Source organism: Haloarcula terrestris (genome assembly GCF_031624315.1).
In the GTDB taxonomy this organism is placed as follows: domain Archaea; phylum Halobacteriota; class Halobacteria; order Halobacteriales; family Haloarculaceae; genus Haloarcula; species Haloarcula terrestris.
Genome location: NZ_JAMQOM010000007.1, coordinates 34862 through 55857 on the forward strand (window position 1 = coordinate 34862; position 20996 = coordinate 55857).

Genomic DNA, 20996 nt, shown 5'->3' on the forward strand with positions numbered 1-20996 from the left:
GTGGCGATCAGGTCGCGCCGTAGCCGACCTCCTCGCGGAGTTCGTCCCACGACTCGTGGAACCCGTACGTCGACTCGGACTCGTCACCCATCGCAGTCTGGTAGACATCGTCATAGGACAGTAACTGCGTCCAGCCGTCGTGGAACCGATAGCTACAGTACTGGCACATAGCCGGGTATACTCGACAGTAGAACGTATAGCTATCGCCAAAAAATAGGGTATCTCAGTGAGGTCGCTCTCAGGGCTCCAGCAGCACCTTCGTAACGCCTTCTTCCCGGTTGTCGAAGGCCTCGTACATCTCGGGGGCCTCCTCGAGGCCGACGCGGTGGGACACCACCCAACTGGGGTCGGCGCGACCTTCGATGATCAGGTCACGGAGTTCCCGGTTGTAGGACTTGACGTTACACTGGCCGGTACCGAGGGCTTGGCCCTTCTCGAAGAGCAGCCCGAAGTCGATGCCGAGGCGGCCCTGCGCGGCCATGTCGTCAGGGGCACCCGGGTCCTCGGGGACGTAGAGCCCCGGAATCCCGAGTTCACCGGTCGGTTTCACCGTCCGGATCAGGTTGTTGATGACGACGGCCGGGTTCTCTCGCGCCGGGTCGTACGCGCCGTCGCCCTGTTTGTCCGGGTCGATGGCCTGATAGCCGACAGCATCGACGCCCTTGTCGACACCGCCGCCGTGTTGCTCTTTGATCTGTTCGACCGGGTCGCCGTCCTCGAAGTTGATCGGCGTCGCGTCACAGTGTTCCTCGGCCAGATCGAGCCGGCTCGGAACACGGTCAACGGTGTAAATTTCGGCCGCACCCTTGATTTTCGCGCTGTAGGCTGCCATCAGCCCGACCGGACCGGCTCCGTAGATGGCGACGGAGTCGCCCGGTTCGAGGTTGGCGAGTTCTGTCCCGTGCCAGCCTGTCGGGAAGATGTCCGCGAGCAGCGAGAACGCATCCTCGTGCTCGTCGCCCTCAGGAAGTTTGAGCGCGTTGAAATCCGCGTAGGGGATGCGGAGTTTCTCGGCCTGACCGCCCTTGTACGGCCCCATGGCGACATAGCCGTAGGCCCCACCGGCGAAGCCAGGATTGACGTTCGTACAGAAGCCCGTGTACCCGCTCTCGCAGTTCTCACAGAAGCCACAGGCGACGTTGAACGGGGCGACGACGCGGTCGCCCTCCTCCAGTGACGAGACGGCGTCACCGACCTCGGTCACGATCCCCATGTTTTCGTGTCCGAACACGATACCGGGTTCGGCTGCTGTCCGCCCCTCGTACATGTGGAGGTCGGACCCGCAGATACACGTCGTCGTGATATCGATCAGTACGTCGTTCGGGTGTTCGATCTCCGGTTCGTCTACCTCCTCGACGGCTACGTCCTTCGGCCCTTTATACACTACAGCGTTCATTGACATTGGTTAATACAACCATATGCATGCTAGGATAGCTGTCACTTATAACTAGTCAATGATTGTGATGTATCAGCAGCGAGTTACGATACTCGGCCCGAGTAAGTTTAAAACTAGTTTTTAGTCTCTGGTAGCTTTACGGCGTCCCCGCCCATCGGTGCAAACGCCGGTGACCGCCTGAGACGGTTCCCGGCTGCCACCGCCCTCCCCGAGCGCCACACCTTTCGCCACAAATTGGACTCAGTCTCACCCCCGGCTGTCCACACAGCGGTCAAGCCCTCCACCTTCCCGTGGCTGAGTACGCACACCGATGAATACTGTCACAGCAGACGAAGCCCCGCTGAACCGATAGGAACAAATAATCTCTGTTTGAACAAGGCCCACTGACGGTTTGCCGGAAACGCGTTATTTTCACAGGTACTGATATGATAGGCACTGTACGGACGTTGCTCGGTTACAAACGGTCGGCCCGTGAGACGGCTGCAATTCTGCGGCAGGTGGTCGACAGTGCGTGATCGCACTGTCGGCCTGTTTGCCGTGGTGGCTGTCGTTTCGCTCACCGGCAGCATTGCGATGATCGCGGTGTCGGCTCCGGCACCGGCCCGCCCGAATACGGCCGACAGCGGTTCTGCGCCGATGGCAGCCGGAACAGCCGACCAGTTCGCTCGGCTCCACGCGGCCGGCCTCACAGGGTCGAACGTCTCGGTCGGTGTCATCGATCCGACAGGGTTCGACACGGACGCAGCGGCGATCACAGAACAGGTCATCGAAACGCGGAATTTCGGCGGTGGGACCGCCCACGATAGTGGTGAGACACACGGGACCGCGACGGCGGCCGTCGTGACACGCACCGCACCGGACGCCGACCTGTACCTCGCTCGGATCGACAGCGTCAACAGTTATCGACGGGCCGTGGACTGGCTCGTTCGCGCGGATACCGATGTGATCGTCGCACCGGTTTCGTTCTACGGGCAGCCGGGCGATGGCAGCGGGCCGGTCGCTCGGAGCGCGACCCGCGCGACGGACGCCGGATCAGTGTTCATCGCTCCGGCCGGCAACACCGCACAATCGCATTGGACCGGCCGCTACACCGCCGATGCTGTCGAGAACCGAACGGTCACGTTTACGAACGAGAGCCGGCGGAATTACGTTCGGGGCGGGACTGAAATAACGGTCTGGCTCTCCTGGGAGCGAGGCCACGCGGACGAGGACTACACGGTGGAACTGTATCGAACGAACGGCACGGTTTCCCGCCTCGTGGCCCGCTCACAGCCGTATCCCGGCGACGACGTGCCAAACGAGCGTATCGTCGCCGATGTTCGGCCCGGCGACTACTACCTCGTTGTTCGGGGGCCGGCCGCACCGACTGATACGCGGCTACGGCTCGTGTCACCGACCCACGACCTCCAACACACGACAACCCGAAGCAGCATCGTCGCCCCAGGGACGGCGCGCGAAACCATCACTGTCGGGGCGTACAACAGCCGCGTCGAAACGCTCGAACCGTTCAGCTCGCGCGGTCCGACAGTCGATGGGCGGACCGGCGTCGACGTTGTGGCACCGGACAGGGAGTTCGCCACTGCCGCACCCGACGGCTTCATCGGCTCGTCAGCCGCAGTCCCCTACGTCGGTGGCACGGCGGCGTTGCTGCTGGAGGCAGACGGGTCGCTGTCGCCCCGGGAGACCGAACGGTTGCTCGAACGGACTGCCAGCGACGTGGGAAGACCGGGACTGGACAACGGGACCGGGCACGGGACGGTGGAGCCGGTCCGTGCGGTCCGAACGGCACGGAACCGCTCCGACGGTTAAATCTCGTTTTAACCCAGCCACAGAACTTTGAAGATTGGCCTATCATACATCCGACAGTGACGCTATGTCGAGTCTCATCGAAAACATACAGGAGCGAACCGGGACCGCCGACGAATCTCCGCGGGTGCTCGGCGTCGCGGAGAACGAAACCGACGACGTGCTCGACGCCCTCGCGTCGGACACCAGTCGGTCGCTGTTCCGTACGCTGTACGACGAGCCCGGAACGCCGTCGGAGATCGCGGACCGGTGTGACACGTCGGTCCAGAACGTCCACTACCACGTCTCGAATCTCGAAGATGCGGAACTCATCGAGCCTGTGGAAACGGCCTATTCCTCGAAAGGCAACGAGATGACGGTGTACGGTCCCGCGAGCGATCCCATCGTGCTGGTCGGCGACCGCGACCTGGAACCGCGCATCCAGCAGTCGATGACCGACGTGGTCACCGGCCTCGGGCTGATCGGCTTCGCCAGCCTGTTCGTCCAGTGGGGTGCAGAGCGACTGGCGGACTCGACACCGGGGAACGGGGTCCTGGCTCCGGCGAGCCCGGACGCGGGTCCGATCCACGGGACTGACGCGCTCGCCAGGTTCGTGTTCGAAGTCGTCGAGCCGGGCCTGCTGTTTTTCTGTCTCTGTCTCGCTATTCTCGGGGGAGCCGCGTTCTTGACCCGCAAGTGAGCCGAAACAAACTCCGGCAGTAGACTCCGACGCCTGCTATGGCAAGCGTCGAGTGCGAGCGCGTCAAAAGTAATTCAACTGGCCAAGCGATGCGGCCTCAGCTCAGCAGGGATCGAAGGCAGATTCCGACACCGACGACGGCGAGTATCCCGCCGACAGCGAGAGCGCCGGCACCGACTCCGAAACCGCTGTTCTGTGGCTGGCGTGTTGCCGGCGTCTCACCGGAAACCGAGTCGACGCTGTCAGCGGACGCATCCGCGGTAGTGTCGCCGTCTGTGATGACGAGCGTTCCGATGTCGTCGGGCTGGTCGGCCGCGTCGGTCCCGCGGAACAGCGACAGGTCGTAGTTGCCCGCAGCCAGTGGCGAATCGAGGGCGACTTCCGATCCGGATTCGACCGCAACGGCATCGGCATCCGCCGCAGTTTCGAGCGTCGGTTCGTCGTGTCCAGCCGCCGTGGTGTCAAACAGGAGCACGACGCGGGAATCACCGTTTCCGTCTCGGACGGTCGCATTGATCTCGTAGTTTGAGGCCGGGCTTCCGATAGACACCGTCGCCGCGTCAGCGGTCGTGAGCACAATCGGAATCCGACCGGTGTCACCCTGTTTCACCCGGGTTATCGACTCCTCGAACCCGAATTCGGCCGACTCCTCGACCTCAAACTGCTCGGCCGCTGTTCCGTTCGCCTCGATGATGAGTGTCCCGACGGTCGGCGTGCCATCGGGCGTCTGTCCGTCGAACACGCGGTAGGTGTACGGGGCAGGGTCGAGCGTCGACTGGAGGTCCGGCTCTGGCGCGGTAACGGTGAGTGAGTCACCATCGTCCGCAACGCTGAGGGTCTCCGCGTCCGTGCCGGCAGCCGCAGTGTCGAAGAGAACCAGCACTTCGCCATCATTATCGTCGTCACTGACAGTCGCGTTGATCCGGTAATTGACCGCCTCGCTGCCGACGGAGAGCGTTTTGTTCCCGCCGTCAGTCATCGAGATCGGAATCTCGGCGGTCTCTCCCTGAGAGACCGTGACGACGTTCTCGTCGTCGTCAGTCTCTGTCGGAGTCTGGATATCCGGCACCGGGTCGGTACAGTTGCTGTCGCACTGAGCGACGGTTCCAGTCCGTTCAAACAGCGTGTCACCGTCGACATGAGCAGACAGTCTGTAGGACGTGTTCGCTGACACCTTCGCCAGGTCGAACTGGGCGACGAATGTCCCATCGGGTTGCACGCTGACCTGTCTTTGGTACAGGAAGGGGGACGACGCGTCTTCAGACACAAGTCTGACAGTCATCTCAGTTCCGGGTTCCAGCGTCGTCTCTCCAGTGATAACTTGTTGGGAATATGGATACAGCGGGAAGCTGTCCTCTGAGACCGTGGCCTGCTGTTCTGCGGCGGCCAGCCCCGGACCTGTCGCCGCGGCGGCGATGAGTACGGCGGCAAGCGCCATCGAGCGGAGGCTCATGGGATCACCGCCCGTGATGCGGGCCTACGTGGTCGTAACTTTACCTGTAGCTGCCAACAGTACCGTATCGCAAGCGGAGGGCAATTCGCTGGCATACGACTTGTAGTTACAGTGGGTGTGAAAAACCGCCTGCGGTAGCTTAAAACCACGTTGAACGCTGGCTACCAATCGACTTGGGTAGCCGTCTCGGCAGGGTCGATGGCAGTGTTGTCCCACGTGTGGTTTTGCTCCCGGCGTTCGACGGCGACATACCCGTAGTTTGCTGCGTCAGAAGTCAGAGATTCATACAATTAGTGAAACAGGGCGCAGTAAACTGAGAGTGGGGCAGTATTTTTATACTAGTTTTGAGATACATGACTAGTATGCGAACGGTCCTCGCATACGAACTCTCCAACATCCAAGTAACGAGTACCGATGGCCGGGAGATCGGCACATTGAGCAACATAATGCTCGACACGGCGACGGGTGAACTTGAGACGGTCGTCGTCGACAGCGACCAGCCGGAGATATTCAATGTCGAACAGGATGCCGACGGCTGCATTCGGTTACCGGCGGTACTCATCGAGTCGGTTCGGGATCATCTGACTGTCCACCCACCCTCGGAACTCGATGCGTCAAGCCGTGATGCTGTCGACCTGTAGCTAGCATCTCGATTCGGGTTCCGTGTGCCAGCGACTCGAGGAGTCCACCGATCATTTCGAGCGTACAACTCGTTCCGTTCGGTCGTTGCACAGATGAGAACAAGCAATCGTCAGCAACGTCGTGATATGTATTCGTCATTTTTTTGATGGCCCACGAGTCAGTGCCGATATGGTCCCGCTTGAGGTGTTAGCTGCCCCCCTCCAGAGCAGCGATGCCGGTAGCATCGTACTCGTCCTGTTCCAACTATTGATTGCCGCTATCCAGATTGCTGGGATGTGGATGGTGTTCGAGAAGGCCGATTACGCGGGCTGGAAGGCAATCATTCCGATATACGACCTCTACATCATGCTCAAGATCGGTGAGAACCCGTGGTGGTGGTTAGTGCTACTCCTCGTGCCAATTCTGAACATTTACGCGTGGTACAAGATTCACGCCGGCGTCGCCAGAGCCTTCGGGCGAGGCATCGGCTTCGGATTGGGCCTCGCGTTCCTGAGAATCCTCTTTTTCCCGTTGCTGGGCTTTGGTGATTACCAGTACCGCCGGTCCAGCGGACTCGCCTAAAATCCGCCGTCCCGATCTCGCGGCGGAATCCGCGTTGCTGTCAGGTTCGTTCGTGGAGCGTGATCAGAGCGGGTAGTCGCGGGGTTCGTGCTGGACGGAAATCCACTTCGTCTCGGTGATCTCCCGGAGGAAGGCGTCGCTGTTGTACTCGCCCACACCGGAGGCCCCGATGCCGCTGAAGGGCACGTGGGCTTCGTCGTTGATCGGCTGGTCGTTGATGTGGACGTTGCCGGTCTCCATCCGGCCGGCGATGTCCCTGGCGACCGAGAGATCACCGGCGTGGACGGCCCCGGAGAGCCCGTACTCGGTGTCGTTGGCGATTTCGACGGCCTCGTCAACGTCCGTGAAGGGGATGACCGGCGCGATCGGGCCGAAATGCTCGTTGGCGGCGGCCGTCATGTCGTTGGTCACGCCCGAGAGCACCGTCGGCTTCACCACGAGCGAGTCCTCGACACCGTCGATAGCTGCCGTCTCGCCCCCCGTTTCGAGCGTGGCCCCGGCGTCGATGGTCTGGTGGACGTAATCGAGCATCTCGTCCCGCTGGGATTCGTCGATGATGGGGCCGACTTCGGTCTCGGGGTCATGCGCGCTACCGACCGTGAGCGAACCCGCGCGCTCGGTCAGCTTCCGGACGTACTCGTCGTAGATGTCCTCGTGGACGATGTGGCGATTGATGGAGATGCACACCTGCCCCTGGTGGACGAACGAACCGAACGTGGCCGCGTCGACCGCGCGGTCGATATCGGCGTCGCTCGTGACGACGAACGGGTTGTTTCCGCCGAGTTCCATCGCGGGCACGGCGAGATTCTCCCCCGCGAGGCCGGCGACGTGCTGTCCGACCGCCGTCGAGCCAGTAAAGGAGACCACGTCGCTCTCGGGGTGGCTGGCGACGCGGTCGCCGATCTCCGAGCCGCGGCCGGTCACGACGTTCAGCACGCCCGAGGGCAGGTCGGTTTCCTCGAAGAGCTTCGCGAACAGCAGCCCGCCGGTGATCGGCGAGTTCGTCGAGGGTTTGAGAACGACACTGTTTCCGGCGGCGATGGCGGGGAGGACCGCCCGCGCGCTCAGGTTCAGCGGGAAGTTCCACGGGGAGATAACCGTCACGACCCCCTTCGGCCCGCGCTCGACGGTGTTCTCCTTGCCCGGAATGTTCGACTCGGCGTGTTCGCCTTTCATCCGGCGGGGGAGCGTCGCCGCCTCGCCCGCGTGGTCGGAGGCGATCTGGATAGACGTTTCGCCCATGATCGCTGAGCCGGCGACCTCGTGTGCCAGCAGGTCGGCGACGGCATCATCGTGGTCCTGGAGCGCCCGCAGGAACTGCTGGATGACCGCCGCGCGCTGGGCCGGCGGGACCGCTCCCCACTCGTCCTGTGCCTCGCTCGCGGCCTCGTAGGCGGCGTCCACGTCGCTCTCGGTCGCAGCGGGGACTGCCGCGACGACTTCGCGGGTCGAGGGGTCCTCGACGGGGATGGTTTGCCCGCCGTCAGCGGACACCCAGTCGCCGTTGATGTACTGTTTACTCCAGTCGGCGTCTATCGACAGGTCGTTCGACATCTGTATTTTTACCAAATGGTAGAACGGGGAAAAGGGGCCGAAATGTGGTCAAAAACACCGGTTACTGGGTGTTAATACGGCCGTGGTCGGGACCCGAAAATCCGTTTGACAGTGTTCTAATTTCCGCCGGAAGGTATCTGCCCGTCAGTCGCACGGAGTAGAATGCTCGGAGGGTATTTCGGGCCGCGCAAAAGCATCTCAATGTGGTCGCCCAATCGAGCAAGTATTTATATGTTAACGGACGGTGCGGAACCCCTTCAATCGGACCCAGCTGGGCGCGCTCTCGCCTGCAGAGGCTACCGTAACATCGCCTCAGCGTATTCACTCGCGGTCTGTCGAGCCGTTTCGAGTTCGTCAGTATCGTCTAACATCACAGCACGGGTCCGGGCGCCGTCGATGATCGTCAGCAGCGAACGGGTTACGTGGTCGGCGTCGACATCGTTGAACACCCCCTCGTCGATTCCGTGGTTGATGACGGCCTTGAGCATGTACCGGATGTACTCGTCGTTTTCTCGGAATCGCTCACTGAACGTCTCCTTGTAGGGGGCCTGACTCCGCATCTCTAGCAGGGCGACCGAGAGATCGGGGTTTTCCTGTGGTTTGACGAGGAGTTCATCGAGCAAGAGCTCGAGCCGCTCCTCCGGATTCGTCGTCTCGACATCGTGTATCGAATCGACGAACTGTTCCAGGAGGTAATCGAGAAAAGCCGCGAGGAGGTCGTCTTTCGTATCGTAGTAGTAGTGGACCGCGGCTGTCGATTTGCCGTACTCCGCCGCGATCCGCTTGATCGTGAGGTCAGCGTAGCCGTACTCACGGAGCGCCCGATACGTCGCCTCCATGATCTCCTGAGTCTCCGCAGAGAAAGTCCGTTCCGATGGTCCAGCCATTGTGTACTGATTGCCCCATGATTGGATAACCGTTGTGACCTGCGGACTATCCCCGAAAAGAATACGATACAGTTAGCAGATATCGTATCTTATAGCCCCTTTCTACCGTATATACTACCCATATCGGGAGTCAAAGCGTTTTTGACTAACCGGTTAGTAAGTTTAGTCACAGCCGCCATGGATGACGATACAGCTACTGAAATCCTCGAGGCGACGTACCGCGCCCTCTGCCAGCACGGGTACGCCTCGCTCACGCTCAAAGACATCGCTACCGAGGCAGACCGGAGTAAAGCGTCCATTCACTACTACTACGACAGCAAGGAGAACCTCTTCGCGGAGTTCCTCGATTTCTTGTATGACCAATTCACTGCGGAGCTATCGTCGGTTGCAGGCAGTACATCCCGGGAGGAACTTGAAGCGCTGTTTGACACGGTCCTCACTGACGAGAGAGCGACCCCCGGCCAGAAGTTCAGAACGGCGATGCTCGAAGTAAAGGCACAGGCACCGTACAACGACGGGTTCCAGGCCCGACTCGCCGAGTTCGATACCGTGCTCTTCGAGCGGATCCGGGAGATCATCGCCAGCGGCGTCGAAACCGGTGAGTTCAACGATGCTGTCGATCCGGCCGTCGCTGCGGAGTTCCTCGTGACGGCCATTACTGGTGCCCATACCCGGCACGTCGTCACTGATCGGTCAACGGCCCGGTTCAACGAGAGGATAACCCGGTACGCCGAGACTCATCTCTTGGCAGACGTGCCATCGGAGGCGACCCACTGATGGGACTGCGAAGTCGTGTCGATGCCCTGTTCAAAGGCCCCGAGGAGTTCGACCTCACGTCGGGTGGCATCGCCAAGCCGCTGTTCTTCCTCTCGATGCCGATCGTCATCACGAACCTCTTTCAAACTGCATACAACCTCGCGGACACGTTCTGGCTCGGTCAGTACAGCACGGACGCCCTGGCGGCGATCAGCTTCGCCTTCCCGATGGTGTTTCTGCTGATCTCGCTGGGGATGGGGATATCCGTCGCCGGCAGCGTGCTCGTCGCCCAGTTCACCGGCGCTGGCGAGGAGCGCGAAGCCGAGTACGCCGCCTCACAGACGGTCACCTTCGCCGTGATCGTCTCGTTCGTCCTCGGCATCGCGGGCTATCTCGGCGTCGATACGTTCCTCAGCCTGATGGGGGCCTCCGAAGACGTGCTTCCGATGGCGACCAGCTATATGGAGGTCATTTCGCTTGGCCTGCTGTTCATGTTCGGCTTCTTCGTCTTCGTCGCGCTCATGCGAGGGTACGGCGACACGATAACGCCGATGCTCGTGATGTTCGGCTCGGTGGTCCTCAACATCATCATCGACCCGTTCCTGATATTCGGCTGGACGGTCGTCGAGAACGCGCCGCTCGTCGGGACGGTCGCGTTCCCCGAACTCGGGATCGAGGGGGCCGCCATCGCAACCGTGTTCTCGCGGGCGCTGGCACTGGTCGTCGGGCTGGCGATCATGTTCCGGGGGACCCGTGGTGTCCAGATTCACCTCCGCGATATGGCCCCGGACCTCTCGTATCTCCGCCGCCTCGTTCGCATCGGTCTACCCGCATCCATCGAGGGGACGGGTCGCGCACTGTCGATGAACCTGCTGTTGGTCATCGTCGCGATGTTCCCGGACACGGTGGTCGCTGCCTACGGTATCGGGACGCGCGTGTTCTCGGTCGTCTTCCTGCCGGCCATCGCAGTTGCCCGCGGCGTCGAGACGATGACCGGCCAGAACATTGGGGCGGACAAACCGGAGCGGGCCGCAAAGGCAGCCGGCCTCGCGGCCAAGGTACTGTTCGGCGTGCTCACCGTGGCGGGCGTCCTCGTCTGGTTCACCGCCGCCCCCATCGCCGACCTGTTCACGACCGACCCCGAAGTCGTCGAAATAACGACGCAATTCCTGCGCTACGTCGCGCTGTCGTTCGGGTTCATCGGCATCATGCGGGCCTACACCGGGAGCTTACGCGGGGCCGGGAAGACGCTGACCGCCGCGGCAATCTCCGTGTTGATGCTCGGGGTCATTCGTTTCCCGATTGCATGGTTCGCCGCTGGCCCGCTGGGTGAATCCGGCATCTGGCTGTCGTTCGCGGTCTCGAACGTGGCCGGGGCGATCATCGCCTACGGGTGGTATCGGCGGGGGACGTGGCGAGACAGCGACCTCACCGAAACCCAGATCGACCTCGACGAGACGGGAGTCGAGATGCCGGCGGACGGGGACTGATAGTGCCGGGTATCGACCCCCGTACTCCATACTGGCGGAAGACGTACTCGGCAAACGACATCAAGTATCGACGCGAAAAAGGCGCTTCAAGTCTCGAACTGCACAGATACAGCCGGACACTTCGAGGGGTCCAAGGCTTTCAGTTCGCAGGCCGTTTTTACAGCTATGCCCTCGGAACCAACCGTCGATCCGGAGCCGTCGTCGCCGCTCTTTGCAGCCATCTACGACCCCGCAACAGCGCTGCTTGAGCGGACGCTCCTCCGACCACATCGAGAATACTTGGTCGCAGATCTGGACGGCACGGTTCTGGATCTCGGCGCTGGGACCGGGGCGATGGTTCCGTATTTCAAACGCGCAGGGGCTCCGTCGACTGAATTTCACGCCATAGAGCCCGATCCGCACATGCGGAAACAAGCGGTAGAGAAAGCGAAGGCCCAGTCTGTTCCCATTCGTATCGACGGGGCACCAGCCGAAGCCCTCCCGTACGACGACGCCACGTTCGATGTCGTCATCGCCTCGATGGTGTTCTGTACGATTCCGGATGTCGAGTCGGCGATGGCTGAGGTCGCGCGGGTACTCAAGCCCGGCGGTGAACTCCGCTTCTTCGAGCACGTTATCGACGACGGCTGGCGCGCTCGTGTGCAGTCAGTGCTGGCACCGCTCTGGAAACGACTCGCCGGCGGGTGTCACCTGACCCGACAAACGGGCTCGCGGCTCGTCACCAATCGGTCGTTCGATGTCGTCGAAATCGAGCGCTTCAATCTCGGGCTCACGCCAGTCCGTCCGTTTGTCCGGGGAACGCTCCGGAAGCGAGCCATCCCAACGACGGGATCATTCGGCGATTAGCCGTTGCTCTGGGTCACGGACCCCTCTTCGTTGGGTTGGATGACGACGAACCCGTCGTCGCCGGTGAACTCCATCTGGATCGACTCCCCGGAGGTCTGGCCGATCTCGAAGGTCTTGTTCATCTCGATATCTGGTGAGAGGTTCGAACTCCAGGCGACGGTCGCGTCCGGGTCGGTGAAAACCGGCGGCGTCATCACCAGCGGATCGCCGTGCGTTGTCAGCGCGATCTCGCCGGGGCCGGTGAGATAGACGTTCGTCAGGCCGCCGGCCGCCATACCCGAGAGGCTACCGACCGTGTTGATCTCGTAGTCGACGCTGGATTCGAATGCGAGCACGTCGGTCCCGTTGACCGATATCGACTCCCCATCATCGAGGGTGAGCACCTGTACTTTCTTGCCGTTCTCGGCCACGTAGAGATGGCCGCTCCCTTCGGCCTCCATGACCGGCGTCCCCTCACCGCTTACGGCCTCCTTGACGAAGCCGGTGATGCCGCCCTCCGCTGAGGACTTGCCGGTGAACGTGACCTCACCGGTGTAGGCGACCATCGATCCGGCCTTGACCATCACCGTGCCGTCGAGCGAGATGTCCAGGAGTCGGTTGTTCTCCTTCTGGAAACCATCACCGCTGTCTGCTGGGGCATTAGAGCGAACGAATTCGTCTAAGTCCATGGGTACAGCAGAATGTTCTGGAGGCCGGACACATAGTGCCCCTGAAAGATGAAAACAGATTTTGTGCGAATATTTCGCAATCCGAGGTGAGGAGTCCGACAGGGCAGAACAAACCACTTCGGATGGCGACGCTATTCTGTGTGTGAGACCATCTATAGGGGGCCGTTACTGACACGTTGGTGATTCCGGTATAGGCGTTTTATATGAGTGCTATATAGCTGTACGAGAGCGAACGTAGCGCACCAACTGCCGTCGAATCTAGCGACGGTGGCAGGCCATGCGTCGACTGTCACAGGCTGTGGGAGGACCGGCGTGGCCTCCTGCTTTTTGTGTGGTGCATCTGAAGCGGAGATATGCCAACGAGTGACCATGACCCAGCCGATACGTTGCATCCGGCGACGCCAGCGGGCTATCAGTCACCACAGCCGTTTCGATACTCGCTGGCGGTACTACTCGGTCTGGTGGTCGTCCTGGTACCGGTCGCCGCTGTGGTGTTCGGGTGGCTCCTCTGGTACGCGCAGGGGACTGCGCTGGATGCCCTGTTTTCCGTCGAGGAAACCACGACGAGCATCACGTTTACACTCGCGTCCGGGCTGGTCGCGGTCGCATGCGTCGGTGCTATCGTCGCCGTGACCGTGCTCCACGAGCTAGTACACGGACTTGTCTATCGATGGTTCGGGTATCGCGTCTCCTACGGCGTGGCACCGCAACTGGGCGCGTTCTACGCAGCGACGTTTCACCAGTTCCAGGAGCGGAAGCACAACATAATCGTCGGCATCGCACCGCTCGTCGTGCTTGATCTGTTGCTTCTTCCGCTGTTGTTCGTTCCGGTTCCGCTGCTCGCGTTCGCGGCCTTCGTCGCCCTGCTGTTCAACACCGCCGGGGCAGCCGGTGACCTCTATCTGGTCGCAACGTTACTCAGAACACCCGCCGGATCGCTCATGTACGACAGCGACATCCGGCATTCGTATCTGTTCTATCCCGACGTGTAGTTACGGCGAACCCGGAACGACGGCGCTGTAACGAAGGAATCAAGCGGATCAATCATCCGGAAAGCAGCGCCGACATCGACCGACGAGTCACCCCGCAACGACATCTCGGGTCCGTTCGGCATCTAATCCGAACAGCAGTCCGGCGAGAAACAGCAGTTCGTTGCCCTGATAATACTGTTCGATGACGAAGTTGACCAGGCCGATATCCGGCGTGGTTGCACCCAAAAGCACCAGGACGAGTGCCAGAACGGCAGCGAGTCCGGCAACCCACCGAACGACGATACCCGAGAGCAGCCCCACCACGAAGACGACAACGGCAGTAAAAAGGCTCATCTCACGCTCCAGCGTGTGGCAGCCAGCGATTCACTCGGAGGTCTCATAGCAGGACTACCGATTCCATCGTATTTAGTACTACCAGCAGAGCGGGAAGTCAGCCGAGTTCGGCAACAACCCGGGGCAGACAGCCCTCATCCGGTTCGAAGTACGAGTAGTGATCGGCGACCAGAGCCGTGACATCCACGTCCCGGTAGCCGTCGGGCAGTGGCGCTGCATCACGGGTCCCAGCGTGACCTACGGCGTGGGTCCGGTCCGACGCGCGGTACACCCACGAGAGGACCTTGTCGTTGTGACTGTAGAAATTCGACACCGGGGCGTCTACAGTCCCGATGGCGTCGCCGTATCGGCCGCCCGCAGTTACGCTATCGTAGGGGATGGCCCCACCGAGTAGTGACACCGAGGCGAGAACGTCCGTCGCCCCTCTATCGGCAAGCACCCGGAGCGTCTCGCCAGTCACCCGCGCGCCAAGCGAGTGTGCGAGCAGATGGACGGACCGACCGTCGGTTTCGGCCCATTCGGTCAGCCACTGAGCGAGGTGGGTACTGTTGGCCTCGGCGTTATCTTTCGCTTGTTCCCACCCGACGTTTGAATCCCAGCTGTACCCAATAACCGGCACGGGCCGTGTCCCTTCGAGCGCTACCTGGGCCGTATAGGCGTTGTCGCGTGCCGTCTCTGCGTCGGTACTGAATCCGTGGACGAACAGGAACACGTCCGATGCATCGTCGAAGGACCACGTGCCCTCGGTCTCGAAGGCAGGTCCCTCGGCTGTGTCGAGGCGTCCCCGCGTGGTAACGACAGGCTGTGACGCCGGGGCTGTGTACCCGCCGGAGTCCCCCTGCAGCGACCAGTACAGGTAAAGCCCACCACCCCCGAGCAGACCGAGACCGCTTCCGAGGCCGATCAGTAGCCGCCGCCTGGTCACACCGTATTGCCTAGCCATTGCAAGTCGTTCGTGGGTAGGTCACGGGTGCACCGATAAGTCAGTTGAGATCCACGCGGACGAAAACGGGACACAACTCCGAATTCGTTGCTGCAAGAACCGGTTTCCGGAGTCTCGGGGGACCCGCCTCCCGGCCCGCTATGCCGTCCGAACGACGACATCGTTCTGCGAGCAGTAGCGCTCGACTCGTCGCTGGAACGAGCCATCGCCGGGCCAGTCGACGGGTGCGCTCACCGCCTTCGGATCTCCGACATAGCAGGCGACTGTGTCACTGCCGTCAGCTCGTGGAATCGGCTGCCGGCAGTACAGGCCACGGTCGACGCCCTCGTATTCGTCAAGTTCCGCCACGTCCGGCGTTGCCAGTATCCGACCCGCGGTGGTACCGCCGGGAGCGAGCGTGGGATACCGTCCGTCGATGCGATGCAGCCCCACGAGTTCCGCCGGCCGCCGGTACTCGTACTCGTCGAGTACCGCGTTAGCCGTAGTGTGTTCGGTCAGCGTCCCGTACACGAACACGTCCATACCCGGTGTTGCAGCCCAACGCTTTTCAAACCTCTCTACCCGACACCGTGCCGTAGCCGACAAGGGTGTCAAGCTGAAGCACCGCCTCGATGAGTGTGCGGTAGTCTCGGAAGCAGGGCGCGGATAGCGCATCGCCGGCAGCACAGGGTTCTTGCCCCGGCCGCCAGTCATCCGAACCATGACGACCTGGGACGAGCGCTACCGAACGGGTACGTACCCGCAGCACCCGGACCCACATCCGGTGTTGGAGCGATACCTGCCGACCTTTCCACCGGGGCGGGCGCTCGATATCGCAACCGGGACCGGCCGGAACGCCCTGCCCGTCGCGGCGGCTGGGTATCGCGTCGACGCGGTCGACCAGTCGCGTGAGGGGCTTCGCATCGCTCGCGAAAACGCACGGGAAGCGGGCGTCGAAGACGACATCGAGTGGATACAGGCGGACCTCGAAACGTTCGCGTACCCGGCGTCGACGTACGACGTTATTACAATTAGCTTCTATCGCGCCGTGGACCGCCTGCCCGACATCATCGAGGCGCTGACCGACGGCGGCTGTCTGTTTATCCAGCACCACCTCCGGACAACTGACGGCGTGGACGGCGGCCCCTCCGGGGACCGCTACCGGTTCGCCTCGAACGAACTTCTCAGGGCCGGACTCGGGCTAACGGTGTTACACTACGACGAACGAACCACGACGACGGACGGGACGACCGCAGCCACCGCCCAGTTGGTCGCCAGAAAGTCACAGGGCGGTCGGCAGTCGTATCCGGACATTTCGGAGTAGGGTAGCAGTTTGAGACGAGGTGTCATATAATTCGTCACAGGCTATTGATTTCAGGCAGTGTAGACTGAACAAGCCACACAGTCAGTCTGTGGATTGACCGACCAGACAGTTTATTACATTCTATAACATATTACTACACATGCCAATCAACATTGACCGGTTCGAAGATGAGTCCGAAGATACCCTCGACATTACGGAGGGGACACAGCCCCACAGGATTCTCACTTTTTTAACAGCCAATGACGATCAGGCGTTCACACAGACTGAAATCTACGAGGCGACCGACATTCCTCGCGGGAGCGTCGGTGTCGTGCTGTCACGGTTGGAAAATCGAGGGCTCGTCCGCCATCGTGGCCGCTACTGGGCTATTGCAGACGACGACCGGCTCGCCGCGTTCGCAGCACAGCAGGCTGCAAGCTCGGCATCAACAACCGACGACTATTACGCAGACACAGACACATGACCGAGCAATATGCCCGGGGCACCGTCGTGAAAGGACCGGACCTTTTGGGACCCCACGAATATCGCCCATACGTCTGTCTGAGCACAGAGGATCCACCATTTCGTGATGAAGAAGCTGTCTATGCGGTCATCACGACGACACGTCGTTCCGCTGCAATCCCGCTTGCCGAAACAGACTTCACAAGTGGCGGACTCACTCGTGAAAGTTACGTCAATCCGTGGGTTCTGGTCACGATTAAACATGCCGACGTTGCTGAAATTGAAGGGCAACTGAGAGTAGACACCGTTGATAATATCGCCCGAGAGGCAGCAACGCTCATCGGAGGACTAGATTGAGACTCGCTCGGGCAGTTTATTTCCTGTACTGACCGTTTCAAATTGGGTGCGAAAACGGTTCTATACCACCTTAGATGAGACCGTGGAACCGTCAATGGAAACCTGAATCGACTCGGAGATCAGTCCTCGGACGGGTCTTCGCCGCCGTCGGCCAGCGCCGGCAGCCGCTCGCGCTCGAACCACGCGAACTCCCGCGAGAACTGCTCCGTTGCCGCCAGGTCCCAGGGGTCGCCATCCGTGACCAGCGGTCCCTCCAGCCACGAGATTACGAGGTTCCAGACGAAGATGAGCTGGCCGATGACCAGCAGTACGACGCCGACTGTCGCTAGCTGGTGCAGGAGGGTAAACAGGTCAATCGGACCGGCAGTCAGGTCGTATGTGGCGTAGCGCCGGGGCATCCCGGCGTAGCCGAGCAGCACCATCGGGAAGAACGTAACGTTGGTCCCGATCAGTGTTAGCCAGAAGTGCCATTTCGCCAGCGACCGCTGGTACCACCGACCGGAGTACAGCGGGAACCAGTAGTAAATGCCCGCAAAGACCGCGAAGGCGATTCCGCCCATGATGACGTAGTGGAAGTGGGCGACGACGTGGTAGGTGTCATGCAGGATGAGGTCGACGGGGATAGCGGCCTCGAAAACGCCGGTCACGCCGCCGATGATGAAGTTCCCGACGAATCCGACACAGAAGAGGAACGGCGCGGTCGTGCGCAACGCGCCGTTCCACATCGTCGCCATCCAGTTGAACGTCTTCACTGCGCTGGGGATTGCGATAGCGATAGATATCGCCATGAACGAGGCCCGCAGTCGGGGGTCCATCCCCGTTGCGAACATGTGGTGCGCCCAGACGCCAAAGGAGAGGACGCCGAGCGCCAGCGTCGAGTATACCACGAACTTGAAGCCGAACAGCTTCCGACCGCAGAACTTCGGCAGGATGTAGCTGATAAGCCCCATCGGAGGCAGGACGAGGATGTACACCTCGGGGTGGCCGAAGAACCAGAACAGGTGCTGCCACAGCAGCGGGCCGCCGCCGTCGAGCGTGAAAAACGTCGTTCCGAGGTTGCGGTCAAGCAAGAGCATGACGATGGCACTGCCCAGCAGCGGGAAGGCAAACAGGATCTGTGCGGACTGGACCAGTACGGTCCAAGAGAAGATGTCGAGGGTCGCCCAGGTCACGTCCTCGCCCCGTTCGGTGAAGATCGTCGCGATAAAATTGATCGCCCCCATCGTCGCCGCGATGCCCGAGAGGTGGAGGCCAAGCAGCATGAGATCCACGCCAGGGTTCTGCTGTTCGATCGACAGCGGTGTGTACATCGTCCAGGCGGTCCGGGCCGGTTCGATGTTTTCGAGGAACGGCCCGCCGAGGACGCCGCCCCAGATGAGCAGGGCCGCTGGCGGCAACAGCCAGAACGCGATGGCGTTGATCCGGGGAAACGCCATGTCGTCGGCCCCGATGAGCAACGGAATCAGGTAGTTCGAGAACGCCGCCAGGATGGGCGTTCCGAACAGGAACAGCATCGTGATGCCGTGGGTCGTCAGGAGCCCGTTGTAGGCGTTGGCGCTGAGAAAGTCTTCGGCGGGAAACAGCAGTTCGAACCGCATCAGGACCACGGCGATACCACCCCAGGCGAACGCGACGACGGCGAACACGCCGTAGAGAATCCCGATGTCCTTGTGGTCGACCGTCGTCAGCCACCGGAGAATCCCGCTCGGTTTCTCCGCGTGCGTCCGTTCGTGGGTCGCGTGGCCGCCACCCATCGCTGTCGTGTACGACCGCCAGTCTTCGATACGTGCGATTGCCCCCGTGATGCCGACGAGCAGTACCGCCATCAGTACTGTCGTCGTCAATGCACCGACAGACACCATTTGGAGGGCCTTTATACGCACTATCCCTGGTTCTTATCGGGAAGATGTTCGGAGCTGGTTTATATAGACCCGTATGCGAAAGGTGACGACTGTTGGCGAAGCGGTTCGGGACCGATACTTTCCGTCCTGCGTGGGAGGAGCTACGTATGATCCGACAGCAGCGAAACCGACGGGAAGCACGTTCGCCCGACCGCCGGGGATCGGTTCGGACTGTTTCGGCCGGCCTCGAGGCCACAGCCACGAACGTCTGTGCCTGGGGTGGCGAGGGGGGAGCGCAATGACTGCGACCGACTTCGACGCCGCTCGGGAGTACGACGACGACAATTTTTCCGCTGTCGAAGTGTTCCGTAGCGACCGGATGAAAGTCGTCTGTGGGTACTTCGAACCCGGACAGTTCATCCCGGTACACGCACCCGCCAGCGACGTGGCGATACACGTCCAGTCCGGGACCGGCGTCGTCCGCGACGGGGACACCGAGCGGGCGGTGGAGCCGGGCGACTTGGTAGTCGTCGAGGCCGACACTGATCGCGGTGTCAAAGCGAACGCGGACAGTCGGCTGGAGGCACTCTTGGTGACCGCGCCGCCGCCGACCGACGCCGAACACGAACCGGTCCGAAAAGGGCTCAAGCGGGACGAGTTCGACCCGTGACGGTCGGCTTGTGTGCGGTCTCACTCGACGACGTAGGACCGATGTGACCCGCGGGTTTGCACGTCGACGAAGTGATGGCGCGTTGCAGTGCCTACGTCACCGATAGCGGACTGATTGGCGGCGTCTTCGCCGTACACACTGTCGGCCGGACGTAGGTCCCGATCAGCGAGGCGGTCTGGGACTTCGGCGGGAAGCGGTTCGCCGTCGCGGACATCGACGATGAGCAACTGATCAGTGAAGCTCTTGGCGAGAAACGCGTCGGTAATCGGGTCAGACTCCGTAAGCTCCGCAGCCAACGTTCGGAGATCCGCCTTCCGGTCGGTCATTACTGCTGGATACGTCCCTCTCACCGAAATCCGTGCCCGCGAACATCTTCCCTCGCCGTCACAGTTCGTCGATGATTTCGTTGGCGAACGTCGTCATCGCCGCCTGTGGCTCGGCGGCCCGGAGGCCGACGATGACGTGATCCAAGCCGTACTCTTCCAGCCGGCCGAAATACTCTCGGAACCACTCGACGCCGGCGCGATAGCCGAGATGGAGCGGTTCGGGGTCCGCCGTCGGGTCGTCGGCGAATTCGACCTGAACGGCAATCGTGAACGGTTTTCCGGACGTGTGACTCCGCCACGTGTCGAGGTACGATTGCAGCGTCGACTCGGGGAGGTGATAGAAGATCCAGCCGTCGCCGTTCTCGGCGATCCACTCCGTGGACTGTCTGGCGTTCCCAGTGGGAAAGAGCGGCAGTGTTTCGGTCGTCGGTTTGGGGAGCACGTCGAGTTCGCCGTCCAGACGGCCCCACGATCCCTCGATAGTCGGGTAGTCCTCGCGCCAGAGCGTGCGAAGCGCGTCGACGCTTTCGCGGACGAGCTGGCCCCGATTGTCCGGGTCGACGCCGAAAGCCGGATACTCAGGATCGCGGTCACCGGAGGCGATGCCCAGCACGAGACGACCGTCAGAAAGCCGGTCGACGGACGCGGCCGACTTCGCCACGTGGATGGGATGGCGCAGCGGGAGAACGACGCTCGCGGTCCCGAGCGCGACCGACTCGGTACGGGCGGCGACATGAGAGAGGAGCGACCACGGGTCGAAGGCCCCACCGGCATCCCCGAACCGCGGCCAGTACGTCGGCACGTCTCGCGCCCACAGCGCGTCGAAGCCGACCGACTCGGCGTGACTTGCGAGGCGCAGTTCCGCGTCGACATCGGGCGTCGATTCCTTTTCTCCCGTGAGCGGAAAGCCGAGTCCGAACGAGATCCCGTCCCCCTCAAACAGCCGCCGGTAGCCGGCGTTTGCGTGGTCCCCATCAGTCATTGGTTTCCCTTTTCGCTGGACGCGTATTTGCACTCGGGTAGGGGACCATTTCGAAAGGCCAGCGGCGAAG

General features: G+C 61.6%; 24 protein-coding genes. 12 read left to right on the forward strand and 12 right to left on the reverse strand.

The window, feature by feature from the left end; genetic code table 11:
* Nucleotides 1-7 precede the first annotated feature (7 nt).
* Nucleotides 8-169, reverse strand: a complete 162-nt coding sequence (locus tag NDI54_RS15475) for a hypothetical protein (RefSeq protein ID WP_310897340.1) — start codon at nt 167-169, stop codon at nt 8-10.
* A gap of 69 nt (nt 170-238) precedes the next feature.
* Nucleotides 239-1396 (reverse strand): glutathione-independent formaldehyde dehydrogenase, encoded by a 1158-nt coding sequence (locus NDI54_RS15480; protein ID WP_310897457.1) that lies wholly within the window; start codon nt 1394-1396, stop codon nt 239-241.
* A 507-nt stretch (nt 1397-1903) separates the two neighbouring features.
* Between NDI54_RS15480 and NDI54_RS15485 the strand changes: the two genes are divergently transcribed.
* Together NDI54_RS15485 and NDI54_RS15490 are read left to right on the forward strand one after the other, a co-directional pair.
* On the forward strand, nt 1904-3205 hold the full coding sequence (locus NDI54_RS15485; protein ID WP_310897341.1) for a S8 family serine peptidase: 1302 nt from the start codon (nt 1904-1906) through the stop codon (nt 3203-3205).
* Between the two features lie 64 nt (nt 3206-3269).
* The gene (locus tag NDI54_RS15490; protein ID WP_310897342.1) at nt 3270-3881 is read left to right on the forward strand and encodes an ArsR/SmtB family transcription factor; all 612 of its coding nucleotides are present in this window, start codon (nt 3270-3272) and stop codon (nt 3879-3881) included.
* A 97-nt stretch (nt 3882-3978) separates the two neighbouring features.
* Here NDI54_RS15490 and NDI54_RS15495 read toward each other — a convergent pair whose 3' ends face one another.
* Nucleotides 3979-5334 carry a DUF7827 domain-containing protein gene (locus NDI54_RS15495; RefSeq protein ID WP_310897343.1) on the reverse strand — a complete coding sequence of 452 codons (1356 nt, stop codon included), beginning with the start codon at nt 5332-5334 and terminating at the stop codon, nt 3979-3981.
* Between the two features lie 362 nt (nt 5335-5696).
* Here NDI54_RS15495 and NDI54_RS15500 point away from each other — a divergent pair, with 362 nt between their 5' ends.
* On the forward strand, nt 5697-5975 hold the full coding sequence (locus tag NDI54_RS15500) for a PRC-barrel domain-containing protein (protein ID WP_310897344.1): 279 nt from the start codon (nt 5697-5699) through the stop codon (nt 5973-5975).
* Nucleotides 5976-6144: 169 nt separating this feature from the next.
* Nucleotides 6145-6537 (forward strand): DUF5684 domain-containing protein, encoded by a 393-nt coding sequence (locus NDI54_RS15505; RefSeq protein ID WP_310897345.1) that lies wholly within the window; start codon nt 6145-6147, stop codon nt 6535-6537.
* Between the two features lie 63 nt (nt 6538-6600).
* Here NDI54_RS15505 and NDI54_RS15510 read toward each other — a convergent pair whose 3' ends face one another.
* Together NDI54_RS15510 and NDI54_RS15515 are read right to left on the reverse strand one after the other, a co-directional pair.
* Nucleotides 6601-8091: an aldehyde dehydrogenase family protein gene (locus NDI54_RS15510; RefSeq protein WP_310897346.1), complete on the reverse strand. Its 1491-nt coding sequence runs from the start codon at nt 8089-8091 to the stop codon at nt 6601-6603.
* A 296-nt stretch (nt 8092-8387) separates the two neighbouring features.
* A complete protein-coding gene (locus tag NDI54_RS15515; RefSeq protein WP_310897347.1) occupies nt 8388-8978 on the reverse strand; it encodes a TetR/AcrR family transcriptional regulator in 591 nt (196 codons plus the stop codon).
* Between the two features lie 177 nt (nt 8979-9155).
* Between NDI54_RS15515 and NDI54_RS15520 the strand changes: the two genes are divergently transcribed.
* From NDI54_RS15520 to NDI54_RS15530, 3 genes are all read left to right on the forward strand, one after another.
* Entirely contained in the window at nt 9156-9755 is a 600-nt protein-coding gene (locus NDI54_RS15520; RefSeq protein WP_310897348.1) for a TetR/AcrR family transcriptional regulator, read from the forward strand.
* Complete coding sequence (locus tag NDI54_RS15525) at nt 9755-11224, forward strand: MATE family efflux transporter (protein WP_310897349.1); 1470 nt, start codon at nt 9755-9757, stop codon at nt 11222-11224. Before NDI54_RS15520 ends, NDI54_RS15525 begins: the two co-directional genes overlap by 1 nt.
* 165 nt (nt 11225-11389) lie before the next feature.
* Nucleotides 11390-12070: a class I SAM-dependent methyltransferase gene (locus tag NDI54_RS15530; protein ID WP_310897350.1), complete on the forward strand. Its 681-nt coding sequence runs from the start codon at nt 11390-11392 to the stop codon at nt 12068-12070.
* On the opposite strand, the gene NDI54_RS15535 is transcribed toward NDI54_RS15530, so the two are convergent.
* The gene (locus tag NDI54_RS15535; RefSeq protein ID WP_310897351.1) at nt 12067-12738 is read right to left on the reverse strand and encodes an AIM24 family protein; all 672 of its coding nucleotides are present in this window, start codon (nt 12736-12738) and stop codon (nt 12067-12069) included. The genes NDI54_RS15530 and NDI54_RS15535 overlap by 4 nt on opposite strands.
* Nucleotides 12739-13091: 353 nt before the next feature.
* Between NDI54_RS15535 and NDI54_RS15540 the strand changes: the two genes are divergently transcribed.
* Nucleotides 13092-13730: a DUF3267 domain-containing protein gene (locus NDI54_RS15540; protein ID WP_310897352.1), complete on the forward strand. Its 639-nt coding sequence runs from the start codon at nt 13092-13094 to the stop codon at nt 13728-13730.
* A gap of 87 nt (nt 13731-13817) precedes the next feature.
* On the opposite strand, the gene NDI54_RS15545 is transcribed toward NDI54_RS15540, so the two are convergent.
* From NDI54_RS15545 to NDI54_RS15555, 3 genes are all read right to left on the reverse strand, one after another.
* Nucleotides 13818-14063 (reverse strand): hypothetical protein, encoded by a 246-nt coding sequence (locus tag NDI54_RS15545; protein ID WP_310897353.1) that lies wholly within the window; start codon nt 14061-14063, stop codon nt 13818-13820.
* A 97-nt stretch (nt 14064-14160) separates the two neighbouring features.
* On the reverse strand, nt 14161-15006 hold the full coding sequence (locus tag NDI54_RS15550) for a DUF726 domain-containing protein (protein ID WP_310897354.1): 846 nt from the start codon (nt 15004-15006) through the stop codon (nt 14161-14163).
* A 138-nt stretch (nt 15007-15144) separates the two neighbouring features.
* Nucleotides 15145-15528, reverse strand: coding sequence for a gamma-glutamylcyclotransferase family protein (locus NDI54_RS15555; protein ID WP_310897355.1), 384 nt, complete (start codon nt 15526-15528; stop codon nt 15145-15147).
* 178 nt (nt 15529-15706) lie between these two features.
* Here NDI54_RS15555 and NDI54_RS15560 point away from each other — a divergent pair, with 178 nt between their 5' ends.
* From NDI54_RS15560 to NDI54_RS15570, 3 genes are all read left to right on the forward strand, one after another.
* Complete coding sequence (locus NDI54_RS15560; RefSeq protein ID WP_310897356.1) at nt 15707-16309, forward strand: class I SAM-dependent methyltransferase; 603 nt, start codon at nt 15707-15709, stop codon at nt 16307-16309.
* Nucleotides 16310-16448: 139 nt separating this feature from the next.
* Nucleotides 16449-16772, forward strand: a complete 324-nt coding sequence (locus tag NDI54_RS15565) for a MarR family transcriptional regulator (protein WP_310897357.1) — start codon at nt 16449-16451, stop codon at nt 16770-16772.
* A complete protein-coding gene (locus NDI54_RS15570) occupies nt 16769-17107 on the forward strand; it encodes a hypothetical protein (RefSeq protein WP_310897358.1) in 339 nt (112 codons plus the stop codon). Before NDI54_RS15565 ends, NDI54_RS15570 begins: the two co-directional genes overlap by 4 nt.
* 119 nt (nt 17108-17226) lie before the next feature.
* Here the strand turns inward: NDI54_RS15570 and NDI54_RS15575 are convergent, their stop codons facing one another.
* Nucleotides 17227-18933, reverse strand: a complete 1707-nt coding sequence (locus NDI54_RS15575; protein ID WP_310897359.1) for a cbb3-type cytochrome c oxidase subunit I — start codon at nt 18931-18933, stop codon at nt 17227-17229.
* A 313-nt stretch (nt 18934-19246) separates the two neighbouring features.
* Here NDI54_RS15575 and NDI54_RS15580 point away from each other — a divergent pair, with 313 nt between their 5' ends.
* On the forward strand, nt 19247-19618 hold the full coding sequence (locus tag NDI54_RS15580) for a cupin domain-containing protein (RefSeq protein ID WP_310897360.1): 372 nt from the start codon (nt 19247-19249) through the stop codon (nt 19616-19618).
* A 20-nt stretch (nt 19619-19638) separates the two neighbouring features.
* Here the strand turns inward: NDI54_RS15580 and NDI54_RS15585 are convergent, their stop codons facing one another.
* Both NDI54_RS15585 and NDI54_RS15590 read right to left on the reverse strand, forming a co-directional pair.
* Nucleotides 19639-19944: a hypothetical protein gene (locus NDI54_RS15585; RefSeq protein ID WP_310897361.1), complete on the reverse strand. Its 306-nt coding sequence runs from the start codon at nt 19942-19944 to the stop codon at nt 19639-19641.
* Nucleotides 19945-20002: 58 nt separating this feature from the next.
* A complete protein-coding gene (locus tag NDI54_RS15590) occupies nt 20003-20926 on the reverse strand; it encodes an LLM class oxidoreductase (RefSeq protein ID WP_310897362.1) in 924 nt (307 codons plus the stop codon).
* Between the last annotated feature and the right edge of the window lie 70 nt (nt 20927-20996).